23 protein-coding genes and 3 pseudogenes are annotated in these 21,524 nt (G+C 55.4%); 17 read left to right on the forward strand and 9 right to left on the reverse strand.

Translation table 11 applies throughout. The annotated features are described in order from the left end of the window. Positions 1 to 24: 24 nt before the first annotated feature. Entirely contained in the window at positions 25 to 642 is a 618-nt protein-coding gene (gene thrH, locus JMV15_RS15745; protein ID WP_014719505.1) for a bifunctional phosphoserine phosphatase/homoserine phosphotransferase ThrH, read from the reverse strand. Between the two features lie 151 nt (positions 643 to 793). Here thrH and JMV15_RS15750 point away from each other — a divergent pair, with 151 nt between their 5' ends. From JMV15_RS15750 to JMV15_RS15760, 3 genes are all read left to right on the forward strand, one after another. Continuing rightward, complete coding sequence (locus JMV15_RS15750; RefSeq protein WP_014719506.1) at positions 794 to 1,528, forward strand: phosphoadenylyl-sulfate reductase; 735 nt, start codon at positions 794 to 796, stop codon at positions 1,526 to 1,528. 417 nt (positions 1,529 to 1,945) lie between these two features. Continuing rightward, a complete protein-coding gene (locus tag JMV15_RS15755) occupies positions 1,946 to 3,475 on the forward strand; it encodes an NCS1 family nucleobase:cation symporter-1 (protein ID WP_019820568.1) in 1,530 nt (509 codons plus the stop codon). Between the two features lie 13 nt (positions 3,476 to 3,488). Next, positions 3,489 to 4,217, forward strand: coding sequence for an aspartate/glutamate racemase family protein (locus JMV15_RS15760; RefSeq protein ID WP_060767355.1), 729 nt, complete (start codon positions 3,489 to 3,491; stop codon positions 4,215 to 4,217). A 105-nt stretch (positions 4,218 to 4,322) separates the two neighbouring features. Here JMV15_RS15760 and JMV15_RS15765 read toward each other — a convergent pair whose 3' ends face one another. Continuing rightward, positions 4,323 to 5,246, reverse strand: coding sequence for a LysR family transcriptional regulator (locus tag JMV15_RS15765; protein WP_019820571.1), 924 nt, complete (start codon positions 5,244 to 5,246; stop codon positions 4,323 to 4,325). A gap of 107 nt (positions 5,247 to 5,353) precedes the next feature. Here JMV15_RS15765 and JMV15_RS15770 point away from each other — a divergent pair, with 107 nt between their 5' ends. Next, on the forward strand, positions 5,354 to 6,100 hold the full coding sequence (locus tag JMV15_RS15770) for a 3-oxoacyl-ACP reductase family protein (protein ID WP_060767356.1): 747 nt from the start codon (positions 5,354 to 5,356) through the stop codon (positions 6,098 to 6,100). A gap of 127 nt (positions 6,101 to 6,227) precedes the next feature. Here JMV15_RS15770 and JMV15_RS15775 read toward each other — a convergent pair whose 3' ends face one another. Continuing rightward, positions 6,228 to 6,914 (reverse strand): HAD-IA family hydrolase, encoded by a 687-nt coding sequence (locus JMV15_RS15775; RefSeq protein ID WP_019820575.1) that lies wholly within the window; start codon positions 6,912 to 6,914, stop codon positions 6,228 to 6,230. 224 nt (positions 6,915 to 7,138) lie between these two features. Between JMV15_RS15775 and JMV15_RS15780 the strand changes: the two are divergent. The 3 genes and pseudogenes from JMV15_RS15780 to JMV15_RS15790 all read left to right on the forward strand — a co-directional run. After that, a pseudogene (locus JMV15_RS15780) lies at positions 7,139 to 7,390 on the forward strand (type II toxin-antitoxin system RelE family toxin); the annotation flags it as partial. Then, positions 7,374 to 7,700, forward strand: coding sequence for a helix-turn-helix domain-containing protein (locus tag JMV15_RS15785; RefSeq protein ID WP_014719512.1), 327 nt, complete (start codon positions 7,374 to 7,376; stop codon positions 7,698 to 7,700). The pseudogene JMV15_RS15780 and the gene JMV15_RS15785, both read left to right, overlap by 17 nt. Positions 7,701 to 7,751: 51 nt before the next feature. Beyond that, on the forward strand, positions 7,752 to 8,108 hold the full coding sequence (locus JMV15_RS15790) for a DUF2784 domain-containing protein (protein WP_014719513.1): 357 nt from the start codon (positions 7,752 to 7,754) through the stop codon (positions 8,106 to 8,108). Here the strand turns inward: JMV15_RS15790 and JMV15_RS15795 are convergent. Next, entirely contained in the window at positions 8,095 to 9,063 is a 969-nt protein-coding gene (locus JMV15_RS15795) for an NAD-dependent epimerase/dehydratase family protein (RefSeq protein ID WP_014719514.1), read from the reverse strand. The two genes, JMV15_RS15790 and JMV15_RS15795, sit on opposite strands and share 14 nt — an antisense overlap. Before the next feature lie 94 nt (positions 9,064 to 9,157). Here JMV15_RS15795 and JMV15_RS15800 point away from each other — a divergent pair, with 94 nt between their 5' ends. The 6 genes from JMV15_RS15800 (at position 9,158) to JMV15_RS15825 (ending at position 13,245) form a co-directional block, all read left to right on the forward strand. Next, positions 9,158 to 10,042: a LysR family transcriptional regulator gene (locus JMV15_RS15800; protein WP_058410712.1), complete on the forward strand. Its 885-nt coding sequence runs from the start codon at positions 9,158 to 9,160 to the stop codon at positions 10,040 to 10,042. Between the two features lie 53 nt (positions 10,043 to 10,095). After that, positions 10,096 to 10,674 carry a DUF4337 domain-containing protein gene (locus tag JMV15_RS15805; RefSeq protein WP_058410711.1) on the forward strand — a complete coding sequence of 193 codons (579 nt, stop codon included), beginning with the start codon at positions 10,096 to 10,098 and terminating at the stop codon, positions 10,672 to 10,674. 178 nt (positions 10,675 to 10,852) lie between these two features. Continuing rightward, entirely contained in the window at positions 10,853 to 11,188 is a 336-nt protein-coding gene (locus JMV15_RS15810; protein WP_003193349.1) for a hypothetical protein, read from the forward strand. 69 nt (positions 11,189 to 11,257) lie between these two features. Beyond that, on the forward strand, positions 11,258 to 12,298 hold the full coding sequence (locus tag JMV15_RS15815; RefSeq protein WP_069868698.1) for a DMT family transporter: 1,041 nt from the start codon (positions 11,258 to 11,260) through the stop codon (positions 12,296 to 12,298). 129 nt (positions 12,299 to 12,427) lie between these two features. Beyond that, positions 12,428 to 12,880, forward strand: coding sequence for a thiol-disulfide oxidoreductase DCC family protein (locus JMV15_RS15820; RefSeq protein ID WP_020302615.1), 453 nt, complete (start codon positions 12,428 to 12,430; stop codon positions 12,878 to 12,880). After that, a complete protein-coding gene (locus tag JMV15_RS15825; RefSeq protein ID WP_020302614.1) occupies positions 12,877 to 13,245 on the forward strand; it encodes a DoxX-like family protein in 369 nt (122 codons plus the stop codon). Before JMV15_RS15820 ends, JMV15_RS15825 begins: the two co-directional genes overlap by 4 nt. Positions 13,246 to 13,296: 51 nt before the next feature. Here the strand turns inward: JMV15_RS15825 and JMV15_RS15830 are convergent, their stop codons facing one another. The 3 genes from JMV15_RS15830 to JMV15_RS15840 form a co-directional block, all read right to left on the reverse strand. Further along, complete coding sequence (locus tag JMV15_RS15830) at positions 13,297 to 13,794, reverse strand: DUF2269 family protein (RefSeq protein ID WP_020302613.1); 498 nt, start codon at positions 13,792 to 13,794, stop codon at positions 13,297 to 13,299. Positions 13,795 to 13,796: 2 nt separating this feature from the next. Continuing rightward, on the reverse strand, positions 13,797 to 14,924 hold the full coding sequence (locus JMV15_RS15835) for a saccharopine dehydrogenase NADP-binding domain-containing protein (RefSeq protein ID WP_032903085.1): 1,128 nt from the start codon (positions 14,922 to 14,924) through the stop codon (positions 13,797 to 13,799). 198 nt (positions 14,925 to 15,122) lie between these two features. Beyond that, positions 15,123 to 15,422 (reverse strand): hypothetical protein, encoded by a 300-nt coding sequence (locus JMV15_RS15840; RefSeq protein WP_201491746.1) that lies wholly within the window; start codon positions 15,420 to 15,422, stop codon positions 15,123 to 15,125. A 259-nt stretch (positions 15,423 to 15,681) separates the two neighbouring features. Here JMV15_RS15840 and JMV15_RS15845 point away from each other — a divergent pair, with 259 nt between their 5' ends. The 4 genes and pseudogenes from JMV15_RS15845 to JMV15_RS15860 form a co-directional block, all read left to right on the forward strand. Beyond that, on the forward strand, positions 15,682 to 16,308 hold the full coding sequence (locus JMV15_RS15845) for a LysE family translocator (protein ID WP_069868702.1): 627 nt from the start codon (positions 15,682 to 15,684) through the stop codon (positions 16,306 to 16,308). 70 nt (positions 16,309 to 16,378) lie between these two features. Then, positions 16,379 to 16,687, forward strand: a pseudogene (locus JMV15_RS15850) (EamA/RhaT family transporter); the annotation flags it as partial. Positions 16,688 to 17,015: 328 nt separating this feature from the next. Then, complete coding sequence (locus JMV15_RS15855; RefSeq protein WP_069868706.1) at positions 17,016 to 17,285, forward strand: short-chain dehydrogenase; 270 nt, start codon at positions 17,016 to 17,018, stop codon at positions 17,283 to 17,285. Positions 17,286 to 17,412: 127 nt separating this feature from the next. Next, positions 17,413 to 17,769: pseudogene (locus JMV15_RS15860) on the forward strand (recombinase family protein); the annotation flags it as partial. 239 nt (positions 17,770 to 18,008) lie between these two features. On the opposite strand, the gene drt3b reads toward JMV15_RS15860, so the two are convergent. Together drt3b and drt3a are read right to left on the reverse strand one after the other, a co-directional pair. Further along, positions 18,009 to 19,988, reverse strand: a complete 1,980-nt coding sequence (drt3b, locus tag JMV15_RS15865; protein WP_069868708.1) for an antiviral reverse transcriptase Drt3b — start codon at positions 19,986 to 19,988, stop codon at positions 18,009 to 18,011. Next, positions 19,988 to 21,250 (reverse strand): antiviral reverse transcriptase Drt3a, encoded by a 1,263-nt coding sequence (drt3a, locus tag JMV15_RS15870; protein ID WP_081339082.1) that lies wholly within the window; start codon positions 21,248 to 21,250, stop codon positions 19,988 to 19,990. Before drt3a ends, drt3b begins: the two co-directional genes overlap by 1 nt. Positions 21,251 to 21,524 lie beyond the last annotated feature (274 nt).

The raw sequence follows: 21,524 nt of genomic DNA on the forward strand, positions 1-21,524 counted from the left end.
GGGCAATCAGCCGCGCCGCATAACTTACAGGCTCAACTGCCGATTCGACGCCTTGATAAACTCTTTTTTCAAGTCTTCAAACGTATGCACCGCCGGGAACTGCGGGAATTCGCGAATCACATTGTCCGGCGCATGGAACAGAATCCCACGGTCAGCTTCACCCAGCATGCTGGTGTCATTGTAGGAATCACCGGCAGCGATCACGCGGTAGTAGAGGGTCTTGAATGCCAGCACTGATTGGCGCTTGGGGTCTTTCTGGCGCAGTTGGTAGCTGACCACCCGGTCGTTTTCATCGGTGATCAAGCGGTGGCAAAGCAAGGTCGGGAACCCCAGCTGACGCATCAGCGGCTGGGAGAACTCGTAGAAGGTGTCGGACAGGATCACCACCTGAAAGCGCTCGCGCAGCCAGTTGACGAACTCGATCGCGCCGTCCAGCGGCTTGAGTGTGGCGATCACGGCCTGGATATCGGCCAACTTGAGCCCATGCTCGTCGAGGATACGCAGGCGCTGTTGCATCAGCACGTCGTAGTCGGGGATGTCACGGGTGGTGGCCCGCAGGGACTCAATGCCGGTTTTCTCGGCAAAGGCGATCCAGATTTCCGGAACCAGTACCCCTTCCAGGTCAAGGCAGGCAATTTCCACACGACACTCCTATTAGATGTTGTTAGTTGAGCGAGCAAAAGGACTGCCGAACTCTAGCGACTCAAGCCAGCCGCCGCAACGCGGGACAGTTTTTGATACCATCGCCCTCCTAGAGAGCGCTCAGCGCCACTGACCTGTAGGAACCGTCCTGATGAACCAAGCCTTCGACGTCGTTGAACTCGCCACGACTTATGCCAACAAGTCTGCCCAGGACATTCTCAAGCTGGCGTTCAGCCAGTTCGGCGATGACCTGTGGATTTCCTTCAGCGGTGCCGAGGATGTGGTGCTGGTGGACATGGCCTGGAAGCTGAACAAGAACGTCAAGGTGTTCAGCCTCGACACCGGCCGCCTGCATCCGGAGACCTACCGGTTTATCGAGCAGGTGCGTGAGTTCTACAAGATCGACATCGAGCTGATCTCGCCAGACCCGAGCAAGCTGGAGCCCTTCGTCAAAGAGAAAGGCCTGTTCAGCTTCTATAAGGACGGCCATGGCGAATGCTGCGGCATCCGCAAGATCGAACCGCTGCGCCGCAAACTCGCAGGTGTCAGCGCCTGGGCCACCGGCCAGCGCCGCGACCAGAGCCCCGGCACTCGCAGCCAGGTGGCGGCGCTGGAAATCGACACGGCGTTCTCCACGCCGGAACGCACCCTGTACAAGTTCAACCCGCTGGCGCAGATGACCAGCGAAGAGGTGTGGGGCTACATCCGCATGCTGGAGCTGCCGTACAACAGCCTGCATGAGCGCGGCTTCATCAGCATCGGCTGCGAGCCCTGCACCCGGCCGGTACTGCCCCGCCAGCATGAGCGCGAAGGCCGCTGGTGGTGGGAAGAAGCCACGCAGAAGGAATGCGGGCTGCATGCGGGGAATATCATCAGCAAGGCTTGAGCCTCTCATGCCACCGCCTCTGTAGGAGCGAACTTGCTCGCTCCTACAGAAAGCGAGATTTCCTTTCGGCCGGGTAAATCTTGTACACAACCTTGTAACCATAAGTGCCATTTTTGTGTGCAACTTAATATACAACGCACCAAAACGTAACATCTCTCTGCGCCAATGGCGCCGTCTATAAATAGCCCTCCAATTAACAAAAAAATAAATACCTGTTCAAACGGTCAACTTATAGTGTCCGTGATTCAGTGAGTTATTCTCAACCTATATAAAAACGAAATTAGCCAAGATTTTCATATATCGAGAATTGGCACGCATATGGCTTAGGCAGAAGTGCGCTTTGTATACAATCAATACAAAACCTACATACACTTTGCCATCCGCCGCTTTGCTGCAGATGCGCTGGAGCCTGCCGGAATGCGTACAAGTCTCTCGAACACCCTCGCACTGGATCTGCCCTCCTCCCCGTTAAACCCTGCGGCCGCCGGCCCCGGCCCGCTGGTACTCAGCCCGCGCCTGCACAACAAGGACCTGGCGCCCACCAAGGTCGAAGGCCGACGCTGGGGGCGCTATAGCATCTTCGCGTTGTGGACCAATGACGTGCACAACATCGCCAACTACTCATTCGCCATCGGCCTCTATGCATTAGGCCTGGGCGGCTGGCAAATATTGCTGTCCCTGGGGATCGGCGCGGCGCTGGTGTACTTCTTTATGAACTTGTCGGGCTACATGGGGCAGAAGACCGGTGTGCCGTTTCCGGTTATCAGCCGTATCAGCTTCGGCATTCATGGGGCGCAGATTCCGGCGTTGATTCGGGCGGTAATTGCGATTGCCTGGTTTGGGATCCAGACCTACCTGGCCTCGGTAGTTTTCCGCGTGCTGCTGACCGCCATTCATCCAGGCTTTGCCGATTATGACCACGACTCGATTCTGGGGCTGTCGACCCTGGGTTGGGCGTGCTTTGTGGCGATCTGGCTGGTGCAGTTGGTGATCCTCGCCTATGGCATGGAAATGGTACGTCGCTATGAAGGCTTCGCCGGGCCGGTGATTCTGCTGACCGTGGCCGCACTGGCCGGCTGGATGTACTTCCAGGCGAACGGGCAAATTGCCTGGTCGATCCGCGAGCCCCTGAGTGGCGGCGAGATGTGGCGCAATATCTTTGCCGGCGGCGCGCTGTGGCTGGCCATCTACGGCACCTTGATCCTCAACTTCTGCGACTTCGCCCGTTCCTCACCCTGCCGCAGGACTATCCAGGTCGGCAACTTCTGGGGCCTGCCGGTGAATATCCTGGTGTTCGCCGCCATCACCGTGCTGCTGTGCGGCGGGCAGTTCCAGCTCAATGGCCGCGTGATCGAAAGCCCGACCGAAATCATCGCGGCGATCCCCAACACCTTCTTTCTCGTGCTCGGCTGCCTGGCCTTCCTGATCGTCACCGTGGCGGTGAACATCATGGCCAACTTCGTCGCCCCGGCCTTTGTATTAAGCAACCTGGCGCCCAAGTACCTGAACTTTCGCCGCGCCGGACTGATCAGCGCCTTCGTTGCCGTGCTGATCCTGCCGTGGAACCTCTATAACAGCCCACTGGTGATCGTGTATTTTCTCTCTGGCCTCGGCGCGCTGCTGGGGCCGTTGTACGGGGTGATCATGGTCGATTACTGGCTGATCCGTAAAAGCCAGGTGGATGTGCCGCAGCTGTACAGCGAAGACCCCCAAGGCATTTATTACTACAGCCGGGGGGTGAATATGCGTGCGGTGGCGGCGTTCATTCCGGCGGCGGTGATCGCCATCCTGCTGGCGCTGTTGCCGGGGTTTGCCAGCGTCTCGCCGTTTTCCTGGTTGTTTGGCGCCGGCATTGCAGGGTTGCTGTACCTGCTGATTGCCAAGCGTCAACCGCACTACGCCGATGTCAGCGGCGAAAGCATTGCCGTCGATAACGTCAGTCATTAAACAAGGACTTTCCATGCGTATCCTCGTGGTCAACGTCAACACCACCGAATCCATTACCGACACCATTGCCCAGCAAGCACGGGCCGTGGCTTCACCGGGCACCGAGATTGTCGGGCTCACCCCGTACTTCGGCGCAGAATCGGTGGAAGGCAATTTTGAAAGCTATCTGGCAGCCATCGCCGTGATGGATCGGGTAATGGCCTACGACCAGCCCTTTGATGCGGTGATCCAGGCCGGCTATGGCGAACATGGCCGTGAAGGCCTGCAGGAACTGCTCAATGTGCCGGTGGTGGATATCACCGAAGCGGCGGCCAGCACCGCGATGTTCCTGGGGCACGCCTACTCGGTGGTGACCACCCTGGACCGCACTGTGCCGCTGATTGAAGACCGGCTGAAACTCGCCGGCCTCTACCAGCGCTGTGCTTCGGTGCGCGCCAGCGGCATGGCGGTGCTGGAACTGGAAGAAGACCCGCTGGGCGCCACGGAGGCCATCGTGCGCCAGGCCGAACTGGCCATCCGCGACGACAAGGCCGAGGTGATCTGCCTGGGCTGCGGCGGCATGGCCGGGCTGGATGAGCAGATCCGCCAGCGCACCGGGGTGCCAGTGGTGGACGGAGTGACGGCGGCGGTGATGGTGGCCGAGTCGTTGGTGCGGTTGGGGTTGTCGACCTCGAAGATCAGGACGTATGCGGCGCCGCGGCCGAAGAAAGTCATTGGATGGCCGGGCAAGTTCGGGCGGTAGACCGATGCGCCTGCATCGCGGGCAAGCCCGACTCCCACATTGGATTGCGATCACTGTGGGAGCCGGGCTTGCCCGCGATGGCCACGACTCGATGCAAGGCCCTGCTCAGATGGCACTGAATCGTTGAGCCAGTTTCTGCTCGGCGAACTGCTCAATAATGAAATCCACAAACGCCCGCGTCTTGCCCGGCAGCAACTTATGCTCGGCGTAGTAGATGGAAATATTACCGTCGTCCACATACCAATCGGGTAACACTCGCACCAACGCACCGCTGTCCAGGAACGGCACGGCCATTGGCATGCTCACCAGCGCGATGCCAAGGCCCTGGGCACTGGCGCAGCAGGCGGCTTCGGAGTCGCTCATGGTCATGGCTGGCTTCAGTACCAGTGGGCTGTGCTCGCGCTCACGGTGGGTCAGTTGCCATGAACGCACCCGGCCAGTCTGCGGCGAGCGAATCAAGATGCCGAGGCAGTGCGACAGGTCGTCGGGCGCCCGCACCGGCAAGCGTCGCGCCAGGTAATCCGGCGACGCCACCAGCACCCGGTGCGCCGGGGTCAACTTGCGCGCCACCACGCCTTGGGGCAGATCAAACCCGCCACCGATGGCCGCATCGAAGCCTTGCCCGATCAGGTCGACCTGGCGGTTATCAAAATGCCAGTCCGGGCTGATATCCGGACAGCGCTGCATGAATTCGCCCAACAACGGCACCACATACCGATTGCCGAACACTGGCCCCATGCTGACCTTGAGCGTGCCCACCGGCCGCCCTTCGGCACTGGCCAGGTTGGCGACCGCATTCTGAATGGTGGTGAGGCTGCCGCTGACTTCCGCCAGGAACACCTTGCCGGCTTCGGTCAGCACCAGACGCCGAGTGCTGCGCTGGAACAACCGCACCCCGAGGCGCGCCTCCAACTTGGCGACGCTTTTACCCACCGCTGCGGGAGTGAGGCTCAGGTGCCGTGCAGCCTCGGCAAAGCTGCCACCCTCGGCGCTGCGCACAAAGCATTCGATACTGCCAAAGCTTTCCATATCGCTCCACTCTAAACTTTTGGTTTACACAGACTATAGCAACCACGGGCTACCGAGCAGCGCGGGCGAGGTCGATACTCGCTCCATCAACTACCTCGGAGATCGACATGACCACACATAACCTCACCGGCAAAGTCGCCTTGATTCAAGGCGGTTCCCGCGGCATTGGCGCCGCCATCGTCAAGCGCCTCGCCGCCCAAGGGGCAGCGGTTGCCTTTACCTACGTCAGCTCGGCCGCCAAGGCTGAAACACTGCAGAACGAGGTGATCGGCGCAGGGGGGCAGGCTCTGGCGATTCACGCCGACAGCGCCGATGCCACGGCGATTCGCGCGGCGGTCAACGCCACGGTCGAGGCGTTTGGACGCCTGGATATCCTGGTGAATAACGCTGGCGTGCTGGCCATCGCGCCGCTGGACGAATTCAAGCTGGAAGACTTCGACCAGACCTTGACGATCAATGTGCGCAGCGTGTTTATCGCCACCCAGGAAGCCGCCAAGCACATGGGCGAAGGTGGCCGCGTGATCAATATCGGCAGCACCAACGCCGAACGCATGCCCTTTGGCGGTGGCGGGCCCTACGCCATGAGCAAGGCGGCGCTGGTGGGGTTGACCAAGGGATTGGCGCGGGACCTGGGGCCACGGGGCATCACCATCAACAACGTGCAGCCTGGGCCGGTGGACACCGATATGAACCCGGCGAACAGTGATTTTGCCGACAGCCTGATCGGGTTGATGGCGGTAGGACGGTATGGGCATGTGGAGGAGATTGCCAGTTTTGTGGCCTATCTGGCCGGGCCGGAGGCCGGCTATATCACGGGCGCCAGCCTGACCATCGACGGTGGTTTCAGCGCCTGATTTTGCAAAACCGCACACCAAATGTGGGAGCGGGCTTGCCCGCGAAGGCGGTGTGTCAGTGCGACATCTGTCACTGCACTACCGCTTTCGCAGGCAAGCCAGCGCCCACATTTTTGACCGCGCGGGGTCAGGCCATGGGAGGCAAGCCGTAGGCGGCCAAATCAAAGTCGGCGAGCTTGCGAATAATCTGGTCAGCATGCTGGTACTTGCTGTCAGCCATCGCCTCATCGGGCACCGCAATAGCGGTCATGTGCGCAGCCTTCGCCGCCGTCACGCCGAACGGCGAGTCTTCGAACACCAGGCAATCCTCAGGCGCTACACCCAACCGGCGCGCGGCGGTGAGGAAGATATCCGGCGCGGGCTTGGCAGCGCCTACTTCCGGGTCGTCAGCGGTGACGATGGTGTCGAACAGGCCAAACCATTCACGGTGCAGGGTGGTCTTGTGGCCAAACGAGTTACGCGATGAACTGGTGCCCACCGCAATCGGAATATTGTGCGCCTTCAAGTGCCGCACCAACGCCTCGGCACCGGGCATACCCAAGGCCTTGGGAAAGCGCTCGCTCATCAGCGGTTCGCGTATTTCCAGAAACTCGGCGGGCGTGATCGGCAGGTCCAGGGCCTTGACCACGTAATCGGCCAAATCCTGGGCACCCCGCCCGATGATGTGCTGCTTGATGCCCCAGTCGTAGGTACGACCATAGCGTTCGGCAATGATCTGCGTGACTTCGGTGTAGATGCCTTCGGTATCCAGCAACAACCCGTCCATATCGAAAATCACGGCTTTGATCGGGACAGCGGTACGCGGTGCATTCATCACAACACAACCTTGGGGCGAGGACTAAAAGGATTCAGCACAATAACGGCCCTCGTTGCCTGCAAGCAACCTTCGTGGGCCTTCCGTTGATTCATACCACGCAACAGTTTTACCCGTCGGCGCTGACGGCGGCCGTCTAGGGTTTGAGAGGAAAACGTCATGACCCGTTGACGCGGATCTGAAAATACCGATTGCAAACCTTATAAAAGACTTATTAACCTCCCATGAATTCAATCCAATGGACGCGAAAAGCCGTCAAACAATTGCTTCGGTTGCATTCGTATCATCAGCAACAGGTACGCGATGCCGTGTCCGCTCTTGAACACATGCCCGATGCAATCAACGTCAAGGCACTGGTTAACCATCCTCACAGCTATCGCTTGCGGGTAGGTCATTACCGGGTCCTTTTCGACTGGGACGGCAGCATCCAGGTCGTCAGCATCCAAGAGGTTAAAAAACGTGACGAGCGAACCTACTGCCGTACAGATCATCCACAATACGCAGGGCGAGCCAGCCTATGTGGTGATTCCCTATGAACACTATGTGGCGCAGCAAAACGATCCAAACCTGATCCCCCATGCGGTAGTCAGCCGCCTGGTGGATGGCGCAACACCTATTCGCGCGTGGCGCGAGCATCTGAGCCTGACCCAGGAAGAAGTCGCCAAACGCCTGGGTATTTCACAATCGGCATTTGCCCAGCAGGAAGCGGTCAGCAAACCCCGCCGCACCACGCGGGAAAAAATAGCCAAAGCGTTCGGTATCAATGCCAGTCAACTGGAGCTATAACGGCGCGCTGCAAAAATTCACGTCCCCCTTCACCTCACATCGAGCTCAAACATGCTCTACCGCCTAGCCGCCGACGGCCTTGTGCTGTTCCACCTGGCCTTTATCCTGTTCGTGCTGTTCGGCGGCCTGCTCACCCTGAAGTGGCCCCGGGTAATGTGGCTGCACCTGCCCGCCGTTGCCTGGGGCATCGCGGTAGAGGTGCTGCACCTGCCCTGCCCCCTTACACGTTGGGAAAACCTGTTTCGCCACTTGGCCGGGCAGGATGGTTATGGCGGTGGGTTTATCGAGCATTACATTCTGACGATGATCTACCCAGCCGGGCTGACTGCGAATACTCAATTAGTGCTGGGGGCCGTGGTGGTGGTGGTCAACCTCGCCGTGTATGCACGCCTGATCAAACGCAAGTAGGCAGGCAACCCAGGCCAACCAGGGTGGCCTCCACCGCCTGTTCCAGCGGTGTGTGGGGCTCATGGCCGAGCGTCGCGAGCAGGCGCTGGTTATCCAGGCGCAACGGTGTTTGCCACAGGTAGCGCATCTCCTGCATCTCACGCACGGTGACGACAAAAGGCGCCGCCCAGTTCAACAACCACCAGGGAAACGCGCCGACCCTGGGTTGCTGGCCCGTCCTGCGCAGCACCACACGCTGGATCGTCTTAGCCATCTGCGTACCGTCCGCATCCATGTACCCAGCCATATGAAAGCAGGCGAAGGCGCCAAGACTGGCACGACGCTCAATCAACTCAAGCATTGTACGCGCTACGTCCGGCAGATAAGCCCATTGATGGGCCACGCCGTAATCGCCTGGGTAGCGGATGGTGTGCACCGGTTTGCCGGGTTTGACCAAGCCTTGGGCAAACCAGTTATTGGCCACCCTGGCGCCGAAAAAATCCCCAGCGCGCACAATCACCACCCGGGCGCCCTGAGTGGAAGCGGCTCGCAAGCGCTGCTCCATCTGCACACGGATCGCGCCCTTGCGAGTCAGCGGGTGCTGGGGTGAGTCTTCGTGCAGCACAGGGAATGCATCCGGCCCGAAGTTGTAGACCGTGCCGGGCAGCACGACTGTCGCGCCTTCGCAGATGGCCGCCGCAATGGAGTTGTCGATCATCGGCAACACCCACTCGGCCCATTTGCGATAACCCGGCGGATTGACGCCGTGCACGATTACCGCGCAGCCCCGGGCGGCCGCGATCACGTCGTCGCGATTCAGGGCATCGCCTTTTAGCCACGTAAAAACAGGATTTTGGCTGCGAGCCTTGATCAGATCCCGAGTCAACGCCCGCACCTCCCAGCCCGCCGCGCTCAACTGCCGCGCCACTTCGCCACCAATGCCACCGGTTGCACCCAAAACCAGAACCTTGCTCATCACCCTCTCCCACTGTTGGTTGATGAGGGTATGTTGGATGCGGAACAGCTATAGAGGAATTGCCCAAGAGTATCGAGCCGCTATACATTTATGTATGGCTACGAATATCGGTTGGGAGCTTTACCGGTCATTTCTTGGTGTACTCAAGGAAGGATCGCTGTCGGGGGCCGCACGGCAGCTCGGCATCACCCAACCCACGGTAGGGCGGCACATCGCCGCGCTGGAAACGGCGCTGGGCGTCGTGTTGTTCACCCGCTCGCCCTCAGGCTTATTACCCACTACGGTCGCCCACACACTGCGGGCGCATGCAGAAACCATGGCGCGTACCGCCGCCGCCCTTGAACGCGCCGCCTCGTCCCAAGGCGATGAGGTGCGCGGCGTGGTACGAGTATCGGCCAGTGAAGTGGTGGGTGTGGAGGTACTGCCGCCGATCATCACGCAATTGCGCCGGGAACACCCGCACCTGAAGGTGGAACTGGTGCTGACCAACCGCTTGAGCGACCTGCTGCAGCTGGAAGCCGACATTGCCGTGCGCATGGTGCGCCCCAGCCAGGAGCAGCTGCTGGCGCGGCGTATCGGCCTGATCGAAGTCGGCCTGCATGCCCGTGACGATTACCTGCAGCAACACGGCATCCCCCAACACATGCACGACCTGGCCGGCCACTCCGTCATCGGCTTTGATCAAGCCAATGCATTTATCCGCAGCCTGGCAATCAAGGGTTTTGAGCGCAACGCCTTCGCCATCAGTAGCGACAGCGACCTGGCGCAACTGGCAATGATCCGCGCCGGTGCCGGCATCGGTGGGTGCCAGGTACAACTGGCCCAGCGCGACCCACGTCTGCGCCGAGTGCTGCCTGACGGCTTCGCGTTTAAAATGGACACTTGGGTCAGCATGCACGAAGACCTGCGCAACAGCCCACGCTGCCGGGTGACATTCGATGCACTGGTGGCAGGTTTGCAGCGTTACGTACAGGCTTGAGACAGCTGCGCTGGTGAACAATCAGCGCACCTCAATCCGTTCGCGGTCGCCCCATGTCCGAAGCCTTCGAAGTTCCCAGCCCCCACGAAAAACACCTTGAACACACCACCGAGCATGCTCACGGCAGCGGCGATAGCTTTGCCAGTCGTATCGCCGTGATGACCGCGATCATGGCGACCGTCGGTGCCATGCTCAGCTATCAGGCCGGCTCCAGCGAAAGTGAAGCTGCGATGGACAAGAACAACGCCGCCATCATCAAGACCGAAGCCGCTAACCAGTGGAACTACTACCAGGCCAAATCCAGCCGCCAGAACCTGGCAGAACTGGCCAGCCATATTCCCGGCGTGGATGCGGCGCATTACCAGGCGGAGATCGAGCGCTACAAGCGCCAGAAGGAAGAAGTGCGTAAACAGGCCGAAACGCTTGAGGCCACTTCACGGGACTGGGACCACAAATCCGAGGAAGCGCTGCACCAGCACCATCGCTGGGCCCAGGCGATGACGGCGATTCAGATCGCGATTTCATTGGCGGCGATTACCCTGCTCACGCGCAAGGAATGGCTCAAACGCATGTCGTACACCGCCGGCGGGGTGGCGGTGATGTTGGGTGGCCTGGCGTGGCTGCATCTCTGACACGCCGAAGAATAAATGTGGGCGCTGTCGAGCCCCAACCAGGCTGCAATGGGATCACCGCGCAGTACCCGCCAGACTGCGACCCAGCCTCGCTGATTGATTTCAATCTGCCAACTGAGCGCTTAGAGTGTCGCCCCCCCGAGAATTGAATCTCGAGATTGAACCTATGGAGTTATGAGTGAAATACGTCAGTAAAGTCGTTGCAGCAGCCGTACTTGGTTTCACCCTGGCAGGTTGCACCGGCACCGCCATGAAAACCCAGCAATACGACGCCAGCCAATACACCGTCCTCGGCCACAGCGAAGCCAGCGCCACCGGCATCATGCTGCTGGGCGTCATCCCCATCGGCCAGAACAACCGCTTCGTACGCGCCCAGGATGCAGCCATCAAGGCCAAGGGCGGCGACGCGTTGATCAACACACAAGTGCAGGAAAAGTGGTTCTGGGCTTGGGTATTGAACGGCTACACCACCAAAATCTCCGGTGATGTGATCAAGCTGAAAACCGCGCAATAAAGTACGAAATTGCCAGGGCGCTGACCCCGGCAAGCGACGTATCATGGGCCTGACTTTCGAGGATGGCCCATGAACCTCAGCATCATTTACGCCCTCGCGGCCGCCGCCCTGTTCGGCGCCAGTACCCCGCTCGCCAAAAGCCTTGGCCTGGGCCTCTCGCCCATCCTGCTCGCCGGCCTGCTCTACCTCGGCAGCGGCATTGGCCTTGCCGGTGTGCGCTTGATCCGTGATCGCGGCTGGAAACCTACCGGGCTAACCCCATCGGAATGGCCCTGGCTACTTGGCGCCATCGCCTTCGGCGGTATCTTCGGCCCCGTTGCATTGATGTTCGGCCTAACCCGAACCACCAGCGCCAGCGCCTCCCTGATGCTCAACCTTGAATCGGTACTGACTGCCGTGATCGCCTGGGTTGTGTTCCGCGAAAACGCCGACCGACGCATCGTCCTCGGCATGCTTGCCATTGTGCTGGGCGGCGTGGTGTTGTCGTGGTCCGGTGCTGACAGCAGCCACCAGGACTGGACCGGACCGCTCGCCGTCGCGCTGGCGTGTTTGTGCTGGGGCATTGATAACAACCTGACGCGCAAGGTGTCGGCGTCTGACGCGCTCTTTATCGCTGGCGCCAAGGGTTTGATTGCGGGGTTGGTGAATTGCAGCCTGGGGCTTTACCTGGGGGCGCAGATTCCGGGCGTGGCGCAATTGGCGCCGATCCTGGTGGTGGGGTTCCTCGGCTATGGCATCAGCCTGGTGATGTTCGTGCTGGCGCTACGCGGGCTGGGCAGTGCGCGCACCGGGGCTTATTTCTCCACCGCACCTTTCCTCGGTGCCGCAGTGGCGTTGCTGGCATTTGGCGAGTCGGTGACCGTGGCGTTCTGGATTGCTTCGGCGCTGATGGCCGTAGGCGTGTGGCTGCACCTGACGGAGCGGCATGCCCATGAACATGTGCATGAAGCCACGGAACATGGGCATCGGCATGTGCATGATGAACATCACCAGCATGAGCATGGGTTTGAGTGGGATCCGGCGCAGCCGCACAGTCATGTGCATGTTCACAAGGTGATGACCCACAGCCACGCGCATTTTCCGGATGTGCATCATCGGCATAGGCATTGATGATCGTTTGGTACGGAAAGACTTCGGTATTCTCCAATCCTGAAGCCCAGTGGGAGTGGCTCCAAACATTACAGTGCAGGCGAAGGCAGGTATGATCCAGGCCAACCCGGCCCGACTGGACCTACACACATGCCTGCCTCCGACACCCGCCCTACGCCCGCGCCATTCCTCAAGCCCGGTGAAACCGTGGTGTTGTTCGACGGGGTGTGCAAGCTGTGTAACGGTTGGGCAAGGTTTCTGATCCGCCACGACCACCAACGGCGCTTGCGATTAGCCGCCGTGCAGTCACCCGAGGGTCAGGCGCTGCTGGCGTGGGCGGGGTTGCCGCTGGAGCAGTTCGACACCCTCGCAGTGATCCGCGATCGGCACTGTTGGGAGCGTTCGGAGGCGGTGTTGGAAATCATTGCGCAACTGCCTGCCCGCTGGCACCCAATGCTGCTCCTGCGCGGCATCCCGCGCTTTCTTCGGGATTGGGCTTACGACCGCATCGCGCGCAATCGCTATCGGCTGTTCGGGAAGTACGATACCTGTCTGTTGCCGAACGCGGATCATGAACAGCGCTTTTTAAAGGATCAGCCATGAATTCCCTGGTGCGCATCAACTGGATCGCCCGGGGCGGCCTGGCTTTCATGTTTGCCTACCATGGGCTGGTGCCAAAGCTGCTGTGGCTAAGCCAGGGTGAGCGGGCAATGATCCAGGCGCACGGGATCGAGCAGGTGCAGTTGTTCGCCACGCTGGCGGGGGTTGGGGAAATTGCCCTGGCGATATGGATACTGCTTTCGCCACGCAGTATCTGGCCGCTTGTAGTGGCTGCGACTGCGCTGGCGGGGCTGCTGGTGGATGTGGCGGTGTTCAGCCCGTCGATGCTCAGGGAAGCGTTTAATCCTGTGTCGCTGAATGTGGCGGGTTTGGCGTTGTGTGCGGTGGCTTGGAATACCAAGCCCTGAACGGCATTTATTTCAGCCCGAGTGCCTCAAGTGCAACGGCCAGCGCTGATGTCAGCCACACAGCAACAGCCCAATCAACTGCCATGGCGTCATCTTCGTGACCATGATCAGCACGATCACAAACATCCCAGAGAAACCCAAAACACCCATCCAGAACCATTGCCTATAGACGCCGCGGTATCCATCACCAAGCGCGCTGCACGTCTCAACCGCACTGAGCGCCATCTGCTGCAAACGCTTCTGCAGCACCAGCACCGGCAGCCAAAGAGCCCCCACACACAGGAAGATGATCAGCGAAGTCAGCACCCATTCGGTGGTCAACCCAAGTCCGGCAAGCTTGACCAACACAAAGCCGGTAATGATCTGAATGACGCCCGCCGGCGTAGTGATCCAGGTATCGAACTGCACCACCATCCGCGCCACATGGGCAATCACTTGCGGGTTGGCCGTACGGCTCGCGGCGATCAGATACAGATACGAGCCCATGCCGAAGCCAAACAGGAAAATCGCCGCGATGATGTGGATGTATTTCAGGCTCAGATAGAGCATGGTCAGCCCTGCCCGTCAGAGAAATGCACGGCCAGGCTGAGGTTCGCCGGGTCGTTGATAGCGGCCATGTATTCGTCGACGGTGATTTCGCCAACGCACGGCCGCGCACCGGGTTCAGGCACATAGCCTTGGGCGACTTTAAGGGCCAGAGCAACGGCGGCGCAGCTGGGGATTTCCGGGCCTTTGTCATTCAGCGCCGTCAGTTGCACCGCCAGGGACAGCGGTTGCCCTTCTGCACCAAGGCCTTTCACGTCGATGTACATCGCGCTTTTGCCATCGCCAAAGCGCTCGAACCAAGTACCCAGCCGATGCAGCCGCGCAGCCCAGGCAAGATGGTCACGCACCACGCCCCACCGCAGCGCCTGGGCCAGCAGACAGTTGGCGACACCGCCAAGCTTGAGCCCCGCACCAGCCTTGAAGCTCAGGGTGTGGGCACCATAGCGGCCAGCAAAGATGTCCATGTCGGGCACGTCCACATTCGCCAACACCCGCGTGCCAAGCTCAGGCATTTTGCGCAGCGTCAGGTCCTGCCAGCCCAGCACTTCATGCACCTGGCCATGCCTGAGCTGCTTGATGGGTTTGCCCGCGTAAGCCAGCACACCTTCGACGGTGGACAGGCCCGGCATCTTGGCCGAGGAGGAAATACCGTGCTCGATCGAGTCGATACGGGTGAAGCGATAGCGATACTGATCGATGATGGCGGACGACAGCGTCGGCACGGAGCTGCACCCGCTAAGGATCGCCACGCCTGCCTGCCGTGCTTGTGCATCCAGCACGCTCACGCCGTTGACGAAGGTGCGGCAGTCGGACAAGTCGCAGTAGTTCACGCCAGCGTCGATGCAACTCTGGGCGACAGCATAGGACTGCCCCTGGAACGGGCCGCCGGTGTGGATCACCCACGTGATGTTCATCGACCGCAAAACGGAGGCGAACCCGGCTCCCATGGCATCGCCGCACCAGCCCTCGCAAGCGGTGTTCGACTGGCTTTTCAGCTCATCCACCTTGCGCTGCAGCTTATGAGGGTCGCGACCCGAGATCACCAGTTCAATGCCCGGCGCCAACACCAGATGCCGGCAAACGATGCTGCCGAAATTGCCGTAGCCACCGACTACCAACACCCTGAGTGTCATTCCATTCTTCCCTAAACAATCGATCATGCGCTGCGCCTGAGGCAGGCTGGCGGCTGAGGCGGCAAAGATACCCGATTTGCTTAACAGCTTGGGCCAGATCAACAGAAAGAGTGAGAAGAAGGACTACGGTTTTACAGAGCCCTGATCACCAGCCCGCCCCACAAGCCGTCTCAGACCACCTGCAACGGTTTACCGCGATCAATTGACTCCAGGCCAGCTCTCTACATATTCAATAGTGAAGTTCGGATAGGAATCGACAATCTGGATCTTGTAATCAGGATAGCTATCGACGGTTTGCCATTTCCCGACAGAATCCGGCCAGGAATCCACCTTCTTTACTTTGAGGTCGGGGAATTGATTCACCACCTTCACCTTGTAGTCGGGATAGCTGTCCACGAACTGAATCTTGCCGTAAATCTTCGACACATCGACCGTCGTACCGGCGTGAGCGCAAAAAGTGCAGGTCAACAGCAAGGAAGCGAGGGCAGCTTTGAACATGAGTATTGCATCCTGAAAAATTGAGGCGTCCAGTCTATCGGTAGCCGCGCGGGCCGTGCCGAAAAACGCCTATCCTTTAAACTCACCCGCCCCATTGCAGACGGCGTCAACATACGCCACACACAACCAACAAAACCGCGGCCGTGGTGAGAGCTGCCGTCCCATGGGTGTTGGGTTAATACTGCTGCTATTCTTTCACCGCACCTCATAGCGCGCACTGAAGGCATAAAGGTTAGCGCGCAATCGAAGGAGAATAAATGTGTTCCCATTGGATATTTGGTTAACCTATACCGCCGCCTGCCTACTACTTGTGCTTTCCCCTGGGCCGGATAACCTGCTGGCAATCGCCAGAGGTCTAAGCCAGGGCAGACTGGCAGCCGCCATTTCAGGAATAGCTTCTGGCACCGGTATTCTGTTCCACGTTATGGCCGCCTCCCTTGGGTTAACTCTCTTGATGCAGACCTCGGCGTTGGCCTTCTGGATCGTCAAGGTGATTGGGGCCAGCTATTTGCTTTGGCTGGGCATTAAAGTTCTGCGCTCTCGCAGCCTGATCAACTTCCAGCCCACCGCGCGCCAACCGCTTAGGAAGATATTTTTTACCGGTTTTCTGTCCGCAGCCCTTAACCCAAAGCCGGGCCTGTTTGTGCTCGCCTTCATTCCGCAATTCATCAACCCCCAACTGGGTTCTGTCACTGTGCAAATGATGGTGTACGGCGCGTGGTTCGCTGGTTTGACCGCACTGGGTTTCGCCCTCATGGGGATTTTTGCTACGGGTCTTTCGGCGTGGTTGCAACGCAAGCCAAAGGTGGTCAACGGGCTTAATCTGGGCGCGGGTTTCACCTTCGTTGTTTCCGGACTTTCGATAGCAACCCTGAGCCAGAAATAACATGAGGGTTCCGTCGGCGAAGTTAGCTATAAAACACAACGCTGTGCGGGCCATAAAATACATAAATCCGTCCCCTTTTCCCTTTTTCGGTGCTGCAGTGGCGTTGCTGGTATTTGGCGAATCGGTGGCCGCGGCCTTCTGGATTGCCTCGGCGCTGATGGCCGTGGGCGTGTGGCTGCACCTGACGGAGCGGCATGCCCATGAGCATCTGCATGAGGCAACGCAACATGGGCATTGGCATGTGCTTGATGAGCATCATCAACATGAGCATGGGTTTGAGTGGGACTCGAAGGTGCCTCATAGCCATGTGCATGCACATGGGGTGATGAGGCATAGCCATGCGCATTTTCCGGATGTGCATCATCGGCATAGGCATTGAGCGCGGGTACTGGTGGCTTTGGGCAACGTCCTACACTCCATTCAGAAGCGACAGGCTGCCTTTTTAAAATCGCCACACCTATAGTCTCTCGGTCGCTCACATAGCGACCGGGTTTGGCGACTCGACGATAAATCGATAGAAACTCCCCCTATGTATTTGCGGGATGCTTCTGCGCGCAATAAGCTGCTCGACGGTAGCTGTGCGCGGGAGACCTTCGGGTCTGCCGGTTTTTCCGATTGTCCCGGTTCGCCAACCTGCGTACAGCTGCCACCCTTTTGTTTGGCGACAAATGTGTGGCTGCTCTCCTCTGACAACCGGAGTTTTACACATGAACCAATACATTGCCCTCACCAGCAACGACAGCGCCACTCCTGCCCTTTTTGTTGATACCACCGTGCCGCTGGAAATACTCCTCGACGCCGCGACCTATCGACTTCGTGCCGTTACACAAGTCCTTGAGAACCTTGCTCTACGTAGTGAAATCAGTAGTGATGCGGTGGTGCTCAGTGATTTTGCACTGCTCTGCTCAATTCCGCTGCGGGACGGGTGCGATTTGCTCGATGTGATTGGACGACGGATGGATGTGCCGAGCGCGTGACCTAAGAAATCTACGTTCTCAAACTTAAAAACTACAATCCCTCTGGTTCCCTCTCAAACCAGAGGGATTGTTTGCTTCGAATTTGGTAGTGAAGAGAAAATCAAATAAATCCGTCACCTTTTTCCTAAACGCGATGGATGTGCGTCAGACCGTTGAACATCTAGCTGGCGTTGGAGTTCGCGTGCATTGTCTAGCATTAGGTGGCGTTGACCTGACAAGTCCGGCAGGCAAGATGACAATGCAGGTATTGAGCGCTGTAGCCAAGTTTGAACGTGACTTGATGGTAGAACGTACTCAGCAAGGGTTAATACGTGCCAAAGCTGAAGGAAAGCAGTTTGGTCGCCCCGTCGCAGTAGATACTACAAATAAAGTGCAACGACTAAAAAAGCAGGGGTTAATCCAGACACAGGTTGCCAGCGAATTAGGCGTTGGGATTGCCACAGTGAAGCGCCATTGCAATGCAAAAATCGCACCTGACAATTGAATATAAAAACTAACTAAACCGTTCTTTAAACAAGAAGATTAGTGCAAGGTGCCCGATAAGTATAGTGTGTGCAAACGATTAACGTCCGCCACTCCAAAAAAAATGCAAGCGAGACTTCAACATAGCTTCCTAAGGGACCTTCCTAGCCCCCTCAATAAAACTTTGAAAAAGTATTCTGACAGCTCTGATGCTACTGCCATAAAGCTTACCGGTACACCTTGCAACGCAATTTTATAGCGTCAATAACTTTTCAGCAACTCTTTTTTCTCAAGCAAAGTCAAAAGCTCCGCTCCATTCCATGAAACGAACCATGGAAATTTGCTTATCTTACAGCGCGCATCAACTGTCTCAGCCTGAGATGGTACCTTGTGTGTTACTTGCTTTAAAAGCTTTTCAACTAATGAATTTTTCAACTGATTATCTATGTTTGGGCAGGTCAGGACATCCATCAACAAATACGTCTTTTCAGCATCCTGCTTTATATCTGTCAAATCTAAAAGCTTACGCCTAATACTCTTCACAACTAAACCCTTTATCTGTGGGTATAGATTAGATGAGCCAATATAATATAGAAGCGTTATCGTTTCAAAATAGGAAAAATCACGTCCATTTTTCATATCTATTATTGAGGAAAGAGTTTCTCTAGGCAGACTAAAATCATCCCCCAAATTCTTTAAAGAAATTAACAAATTCAACGCCTCAAGCAAAGTGTAATCTTTATTTCGCTGAAGTTTTATAAAGTCACTACTTTGAAAGAACTCAGAACCTAGTATATAGATTAAGCTTTTGATTGCATTTACATCCTCAACCATATGCGCTTCGAAAAATGAACATGCTAAAGTAGACGCCGTATAGATTCTTACTGAACCTTTATGACTAGGACTTACAGTATAGAAATGAAACATTAGCTCAATAACTATATGAAAGAAATCAGAGTACTTACTCTTATTTTCAGCATCATCAAAAACTCTCCCAATATTTGCTTCAGTCACTTTAGTTAGGAGATTGCACAATGCCGAAATAACATATCCGCAAGCCAGTTCATATGCACCGTGCTCACCTATGCATGCGGATTTTATGTCATTAAGAAAGCTTACTTTTAACTTATTCCGATTAATAACTCTGCGAGGAATAAAAGTCCTACTGCCCTCTTGGTCGCCACGGCCTGTCAAACTATCAGTCAATCGAGCCAACGTAGACTTCACAAGTGTTAGCGACTTGGTTTTTTGTGTTACAAACGGCCGAGAAGCCTTGACTGTCTTGCTTGAATTAAGATTTAACTTGTATTCCTTAAAACACGCTGCAACGACTTTTGAAATTTTCAACGCATCAGATTCACTGGTCGTAAATATGAAAATATCATCCACATAGCGCCTAATAACATAAGAATCACCATAAACAAGGCTTTCATCAAACAACTGTTTTTCTATAACTTGATCAATTTCCTGAAATATCAATTCAGCGAAAATTCGACTTGTCTCTGGACCAATGACTATCCCAGCAGTTTCATTATAGTTGCAAGCCTGCATCACCCTATCAAACACACTACCTAAAGAGTTCTTAACATTGGAGTGCTGTTTTGAATAGACCTTTGTTTTCAATGCCCAGGTGATTGAGTGAGTGTATATACTATCAAAGCACTTTGATATATCAAGTGACCAGAACGAAGAAAAACGCTGCTCTAGCTTAAGAAACTCTTGCGAGTCAAAAAACTTATAAAGTCGCGTATAGCCGCCATATGAAAAGTATGAAGACAAAAACTTATGCCTTGATTCATCTCCAGTGTTCGCGATATTTTTTGTACGATATTTACTAATATTTTGCTTTGGGTTTTTTATATAATACTTGCTGGCAATCTTTAGCGGAAAACGGATACTGAACAAACTTTTTCGACACTCCATCAGTATTTGCTGATCAAACACCTGATAAAGATCAACAAACTTCATCTGCGCACCAGGATGTAGCAACGCAAGCGTACGAAACGAATCATCATCCTTTCGGATTTTATACATCAGAGGTATAGAATATTCGGAATGCTCATGGCCCGCAAAAAGGTATTCAATTACATTTGATATATCACTTCTACCATCTCTGTATTTTTTGATATGCCAATAGAAACCCAGATTGCTAAAAAGAACCGGGACTTCATAAGGGCAAGTCTCAGTTAAAAGAATACGACTGTAGTCTTCTTTATGAACGCGGCGCATATTACCTATCATTATATCCAGCACTCCTTTACTGTTTTCAGGATTTGGTAGGTAAACGAATGAAACCGCGCCTTTTTGAAACCTGAAGAAAAACTATAACCTGCCAACTCTCTTCGCTGGGAAAGTGTTAAACACTGAATTATACGAAAAGACAGAGGATGGGACGTTGAGAAAAGCAATCCATGCAGAAACCCATCAAGCGTGCTTAATGCACATCGGTGATTATTATTTTTATGTATGTAATTATAATATATCCCTGTCTTTATGTTTATGCCTGATATCGGGTCAGTAATATGATAATTTCCAGCCAACGCTTTAATTCGACACTTTAACAATCGATATTCTGTATACCCTTGCGCTCCAGAAATATAGTTACAAAATGAAGATATGAGTCGCGCTTTTATTTTTTCGACTTTCGACGAGGAAATATCAATCAGGACTCTTCTTTGCTTATACTTGGACTGATTAATTGAGCTGTTGCGATTGAAAATCTTGAATTCATACCCCAAAAACTCAAAACTATTAAAGGATTCTAAACTAGCGTCATCTCTTGACTTTGGCACGGCTATATAAGTGCGTTTGTTACCTTCATGAAATTCAAGTCCTTCAAACAAAACCGCGTCTAGCTCATCCTCGAAATTCTTTCTTGAAGTGTGGCCCGATGTAATTATTAAGATATCATCTACAAATCGACCATAGTAAAACACTTCCGGCATATGCCTAATCTTTGAATCAAAACTATGCAACGCCAATTCAGATAGAGCAGAACTAATGCCCAACCCTCTGGGCAAGCCATCAATTCCTAGCGCACCCAACACGTCAAATAACTCTGAAAGCAATGTTAGAGTTTGCCATGAGCACTTTGCATCAAGCATTAATTTATTTAAAATTAATTTTCTATTTACATTCTCATAGAAACTTTTAATATCAAAACGATATACATGGTACGCCCCACCTTCTTTCAACAGCGATATAGCATTTCCAATCACTGTTTGGCGATTGGCTTGCTTTATTTTGTAGTTGATTTTTATGTTATTAGCAACCAATCGCGATATTAGTTCGGATTGTAAATTTGTAAAAACGTATCCTTGCTTTCCTGCGACACTAATAGGTCGAAGCGCATTTTGAAATGTATTTTTTTTTGAGATTTTTACAAGTGCGGCTGTTGCTTTCTGTCTGCACACATCCGAATTAAACAAAGTCTTATCGGAAAGCTTATCTTTGTAGCCGATACAGTTGAACAGATTCTTTTGTGTATAGGGGATTTCAATCATTTGTCATCCTTTGACAACGGCTCGCAATCAAATCACATGTGTGGCTCTCTTTATGGCAAAACAATATCACAGTGTTCAAGAGTCGCACACCGGTCAGCCAGTCTGAGCTTGCCTAAGCAGACACACCGACTCCCCCTAACCTACCCTCATTGCAAAGGACGTTACAAACCACTTTGCTCTCTGACTAGACCCACTTCAATCGGCCGAATCAGTTCACTGCAGAGTCGCACCTACAGGAGGGTTTAGAAAAGATACCACCCTATTGCAGAGGTAA

Origin of the sequence: Pseudomonas paracarnis, assembly GCF_904063055.1 — a bacterium.
GTDB classification, from domain to species: domain Bacteria; phylum Pseudomonadota; class Gammaproteobacteria; order Pseudomonadales; family Pseudomonadaceae; genus Aquipseudomonas; species Aquipseudomonas paracarnis.

Excerpts from the sequence above, each read along its gene's own strand:
- JMV15_RS15750 (WP_014719506.1), top strand. The coding sequence starts at position 794 with ATGAACCAAGCCTTCGACGTCGTTGAACTCGCCACGACTTATGCCAAC.
- JMV15_RS15755 (WP_019820568.1), top strand. The coding sequence starts at position 1,946 with ATGCGTACAAGTCTCTCGAACACCCTCGCACTGGATCTGCCCTCCTCC.
- JMV15_RS15760 (WP_060767355.1), top strand. The coding sequence starts at position 3,489 with ATGCGTATCCTCGTGGTCAACGTCAACACCACCGAATCCATTACCGAC.
- JMV15_RS15765 (WP_019820571.1), bottom strand. The coding sequence starts at position 5,246 with ATGGAAAGCTTTGGCAGTATCGAATGCTTTGTGCGCAGCGCCGAGGGT.
- JMV15_RS15770 (WP_060767356.1), top strand. The coding sequence starts at position 5,354 with ATGACCACACATAACCTCACCGGCAAAGTCGCCTTGATTCAAGGCGGT.
- JMV15_RS15775 (WP_019820575.1), bottom strand. The coding sequence starts at position 6,914 with ATGAATGCACCGCGTACCGCTGTCCCGATCAAAGCCGTGATTTTCGAT.
- JMV15_RS15790 (WP_014719513.1), top strand. The coding sequence starts at position 7,752 with ATGCTCTACCGCCTAGCCGCCGACGGCCTTGTGCTGTTCCACCTGGCC.
- JMV15_RS15795 (WP_014719514.1), bottom strand. The coding sequence starts at position 9,063 with ATGAGCAAGGTTCTGGTTTTGGGTGCAACCGGTGGCATTGGTGGCGAA.
- JMV15_RS15800 (WP_058410712.1), top strand. The coding sequence starts at position 9,158 with ATGGCTACGAATATCGGTTGGGAGCTTTACCGGTCATTTCTTGGTGTA.
- JMV15_RS15805 (WP_058410711.1), top strand. The coding sequence starts at position 10,096 with ATGTCCGAAGCCTTCGAAGTTCCCAGCCCCCACGAAAAACACCTTGAA.
- JMV15_RS15815 (WP_069868698.1), top strand. The coding sequence starts at position 11,258 with ATGAACCTCAGCATCATTTACGCCCTCGCGGCCGCCGCCCTGTTCGGC.
- JMV15_RS15820 (WP_020302615.1), top strand. The coding sequence starts at position 12,428 with ATGCCTGCCTCCGACACCCGCCCTACGCCCGCGCCATTCCTCAAGCCC.
- JMV15_RS15825 (WP_020302614.1), top strand. The coding sequence starts at position 12,877 with ATGAATTCCCTGGTGCGCATCAACTGGATCGCCCGGGGCGGCCTGGCT.
- JMV15_RS15830 (WP_020302613.1), bottom strand. The coding sequence starts at position 13,794 with ATGCTCTATCTGAGCCTGAAATACATCCACATCATCGCGGCGATTTTC.
- JMV15_RS15835 (WP_032903085.1), bottom strand. The coding sequence starts at position 14,924 with ATGACACTCAGGGTGTTGGTAGTCGGTGGCTACGGCAATTTCGGCAGC.
- JMV15_RS15840 (WP_201491746.1), bottom strand. The coding sequence starts at position 15,422 with ATGTTCAAAGCTGCCCTCGCTTCCTTGCTGTTGACCTGCACTTTTTGC.
- JMV15_RS15855 (WP_069868706.1), top strand. The coding sequence starts at position 17,016 with ATGAACCAATACATTGCCCTCACCAGCAACGACAGCGCCACTCCTGCC.
- drt3b (WP_069868708.1), bottom strand. The coding sequence starts at position 19,988 with ATGATAGGTAATATGCGCCGCGTTCATAAAGAAGACTACAGTCGTATT.
- drt3a (WP_081339082.1), bottom strand. The coding sequence starts at position 21,250 with ATGATTGAAATCCCCTATACACAAAAGAATCTGTTCAACTGTATCGGC.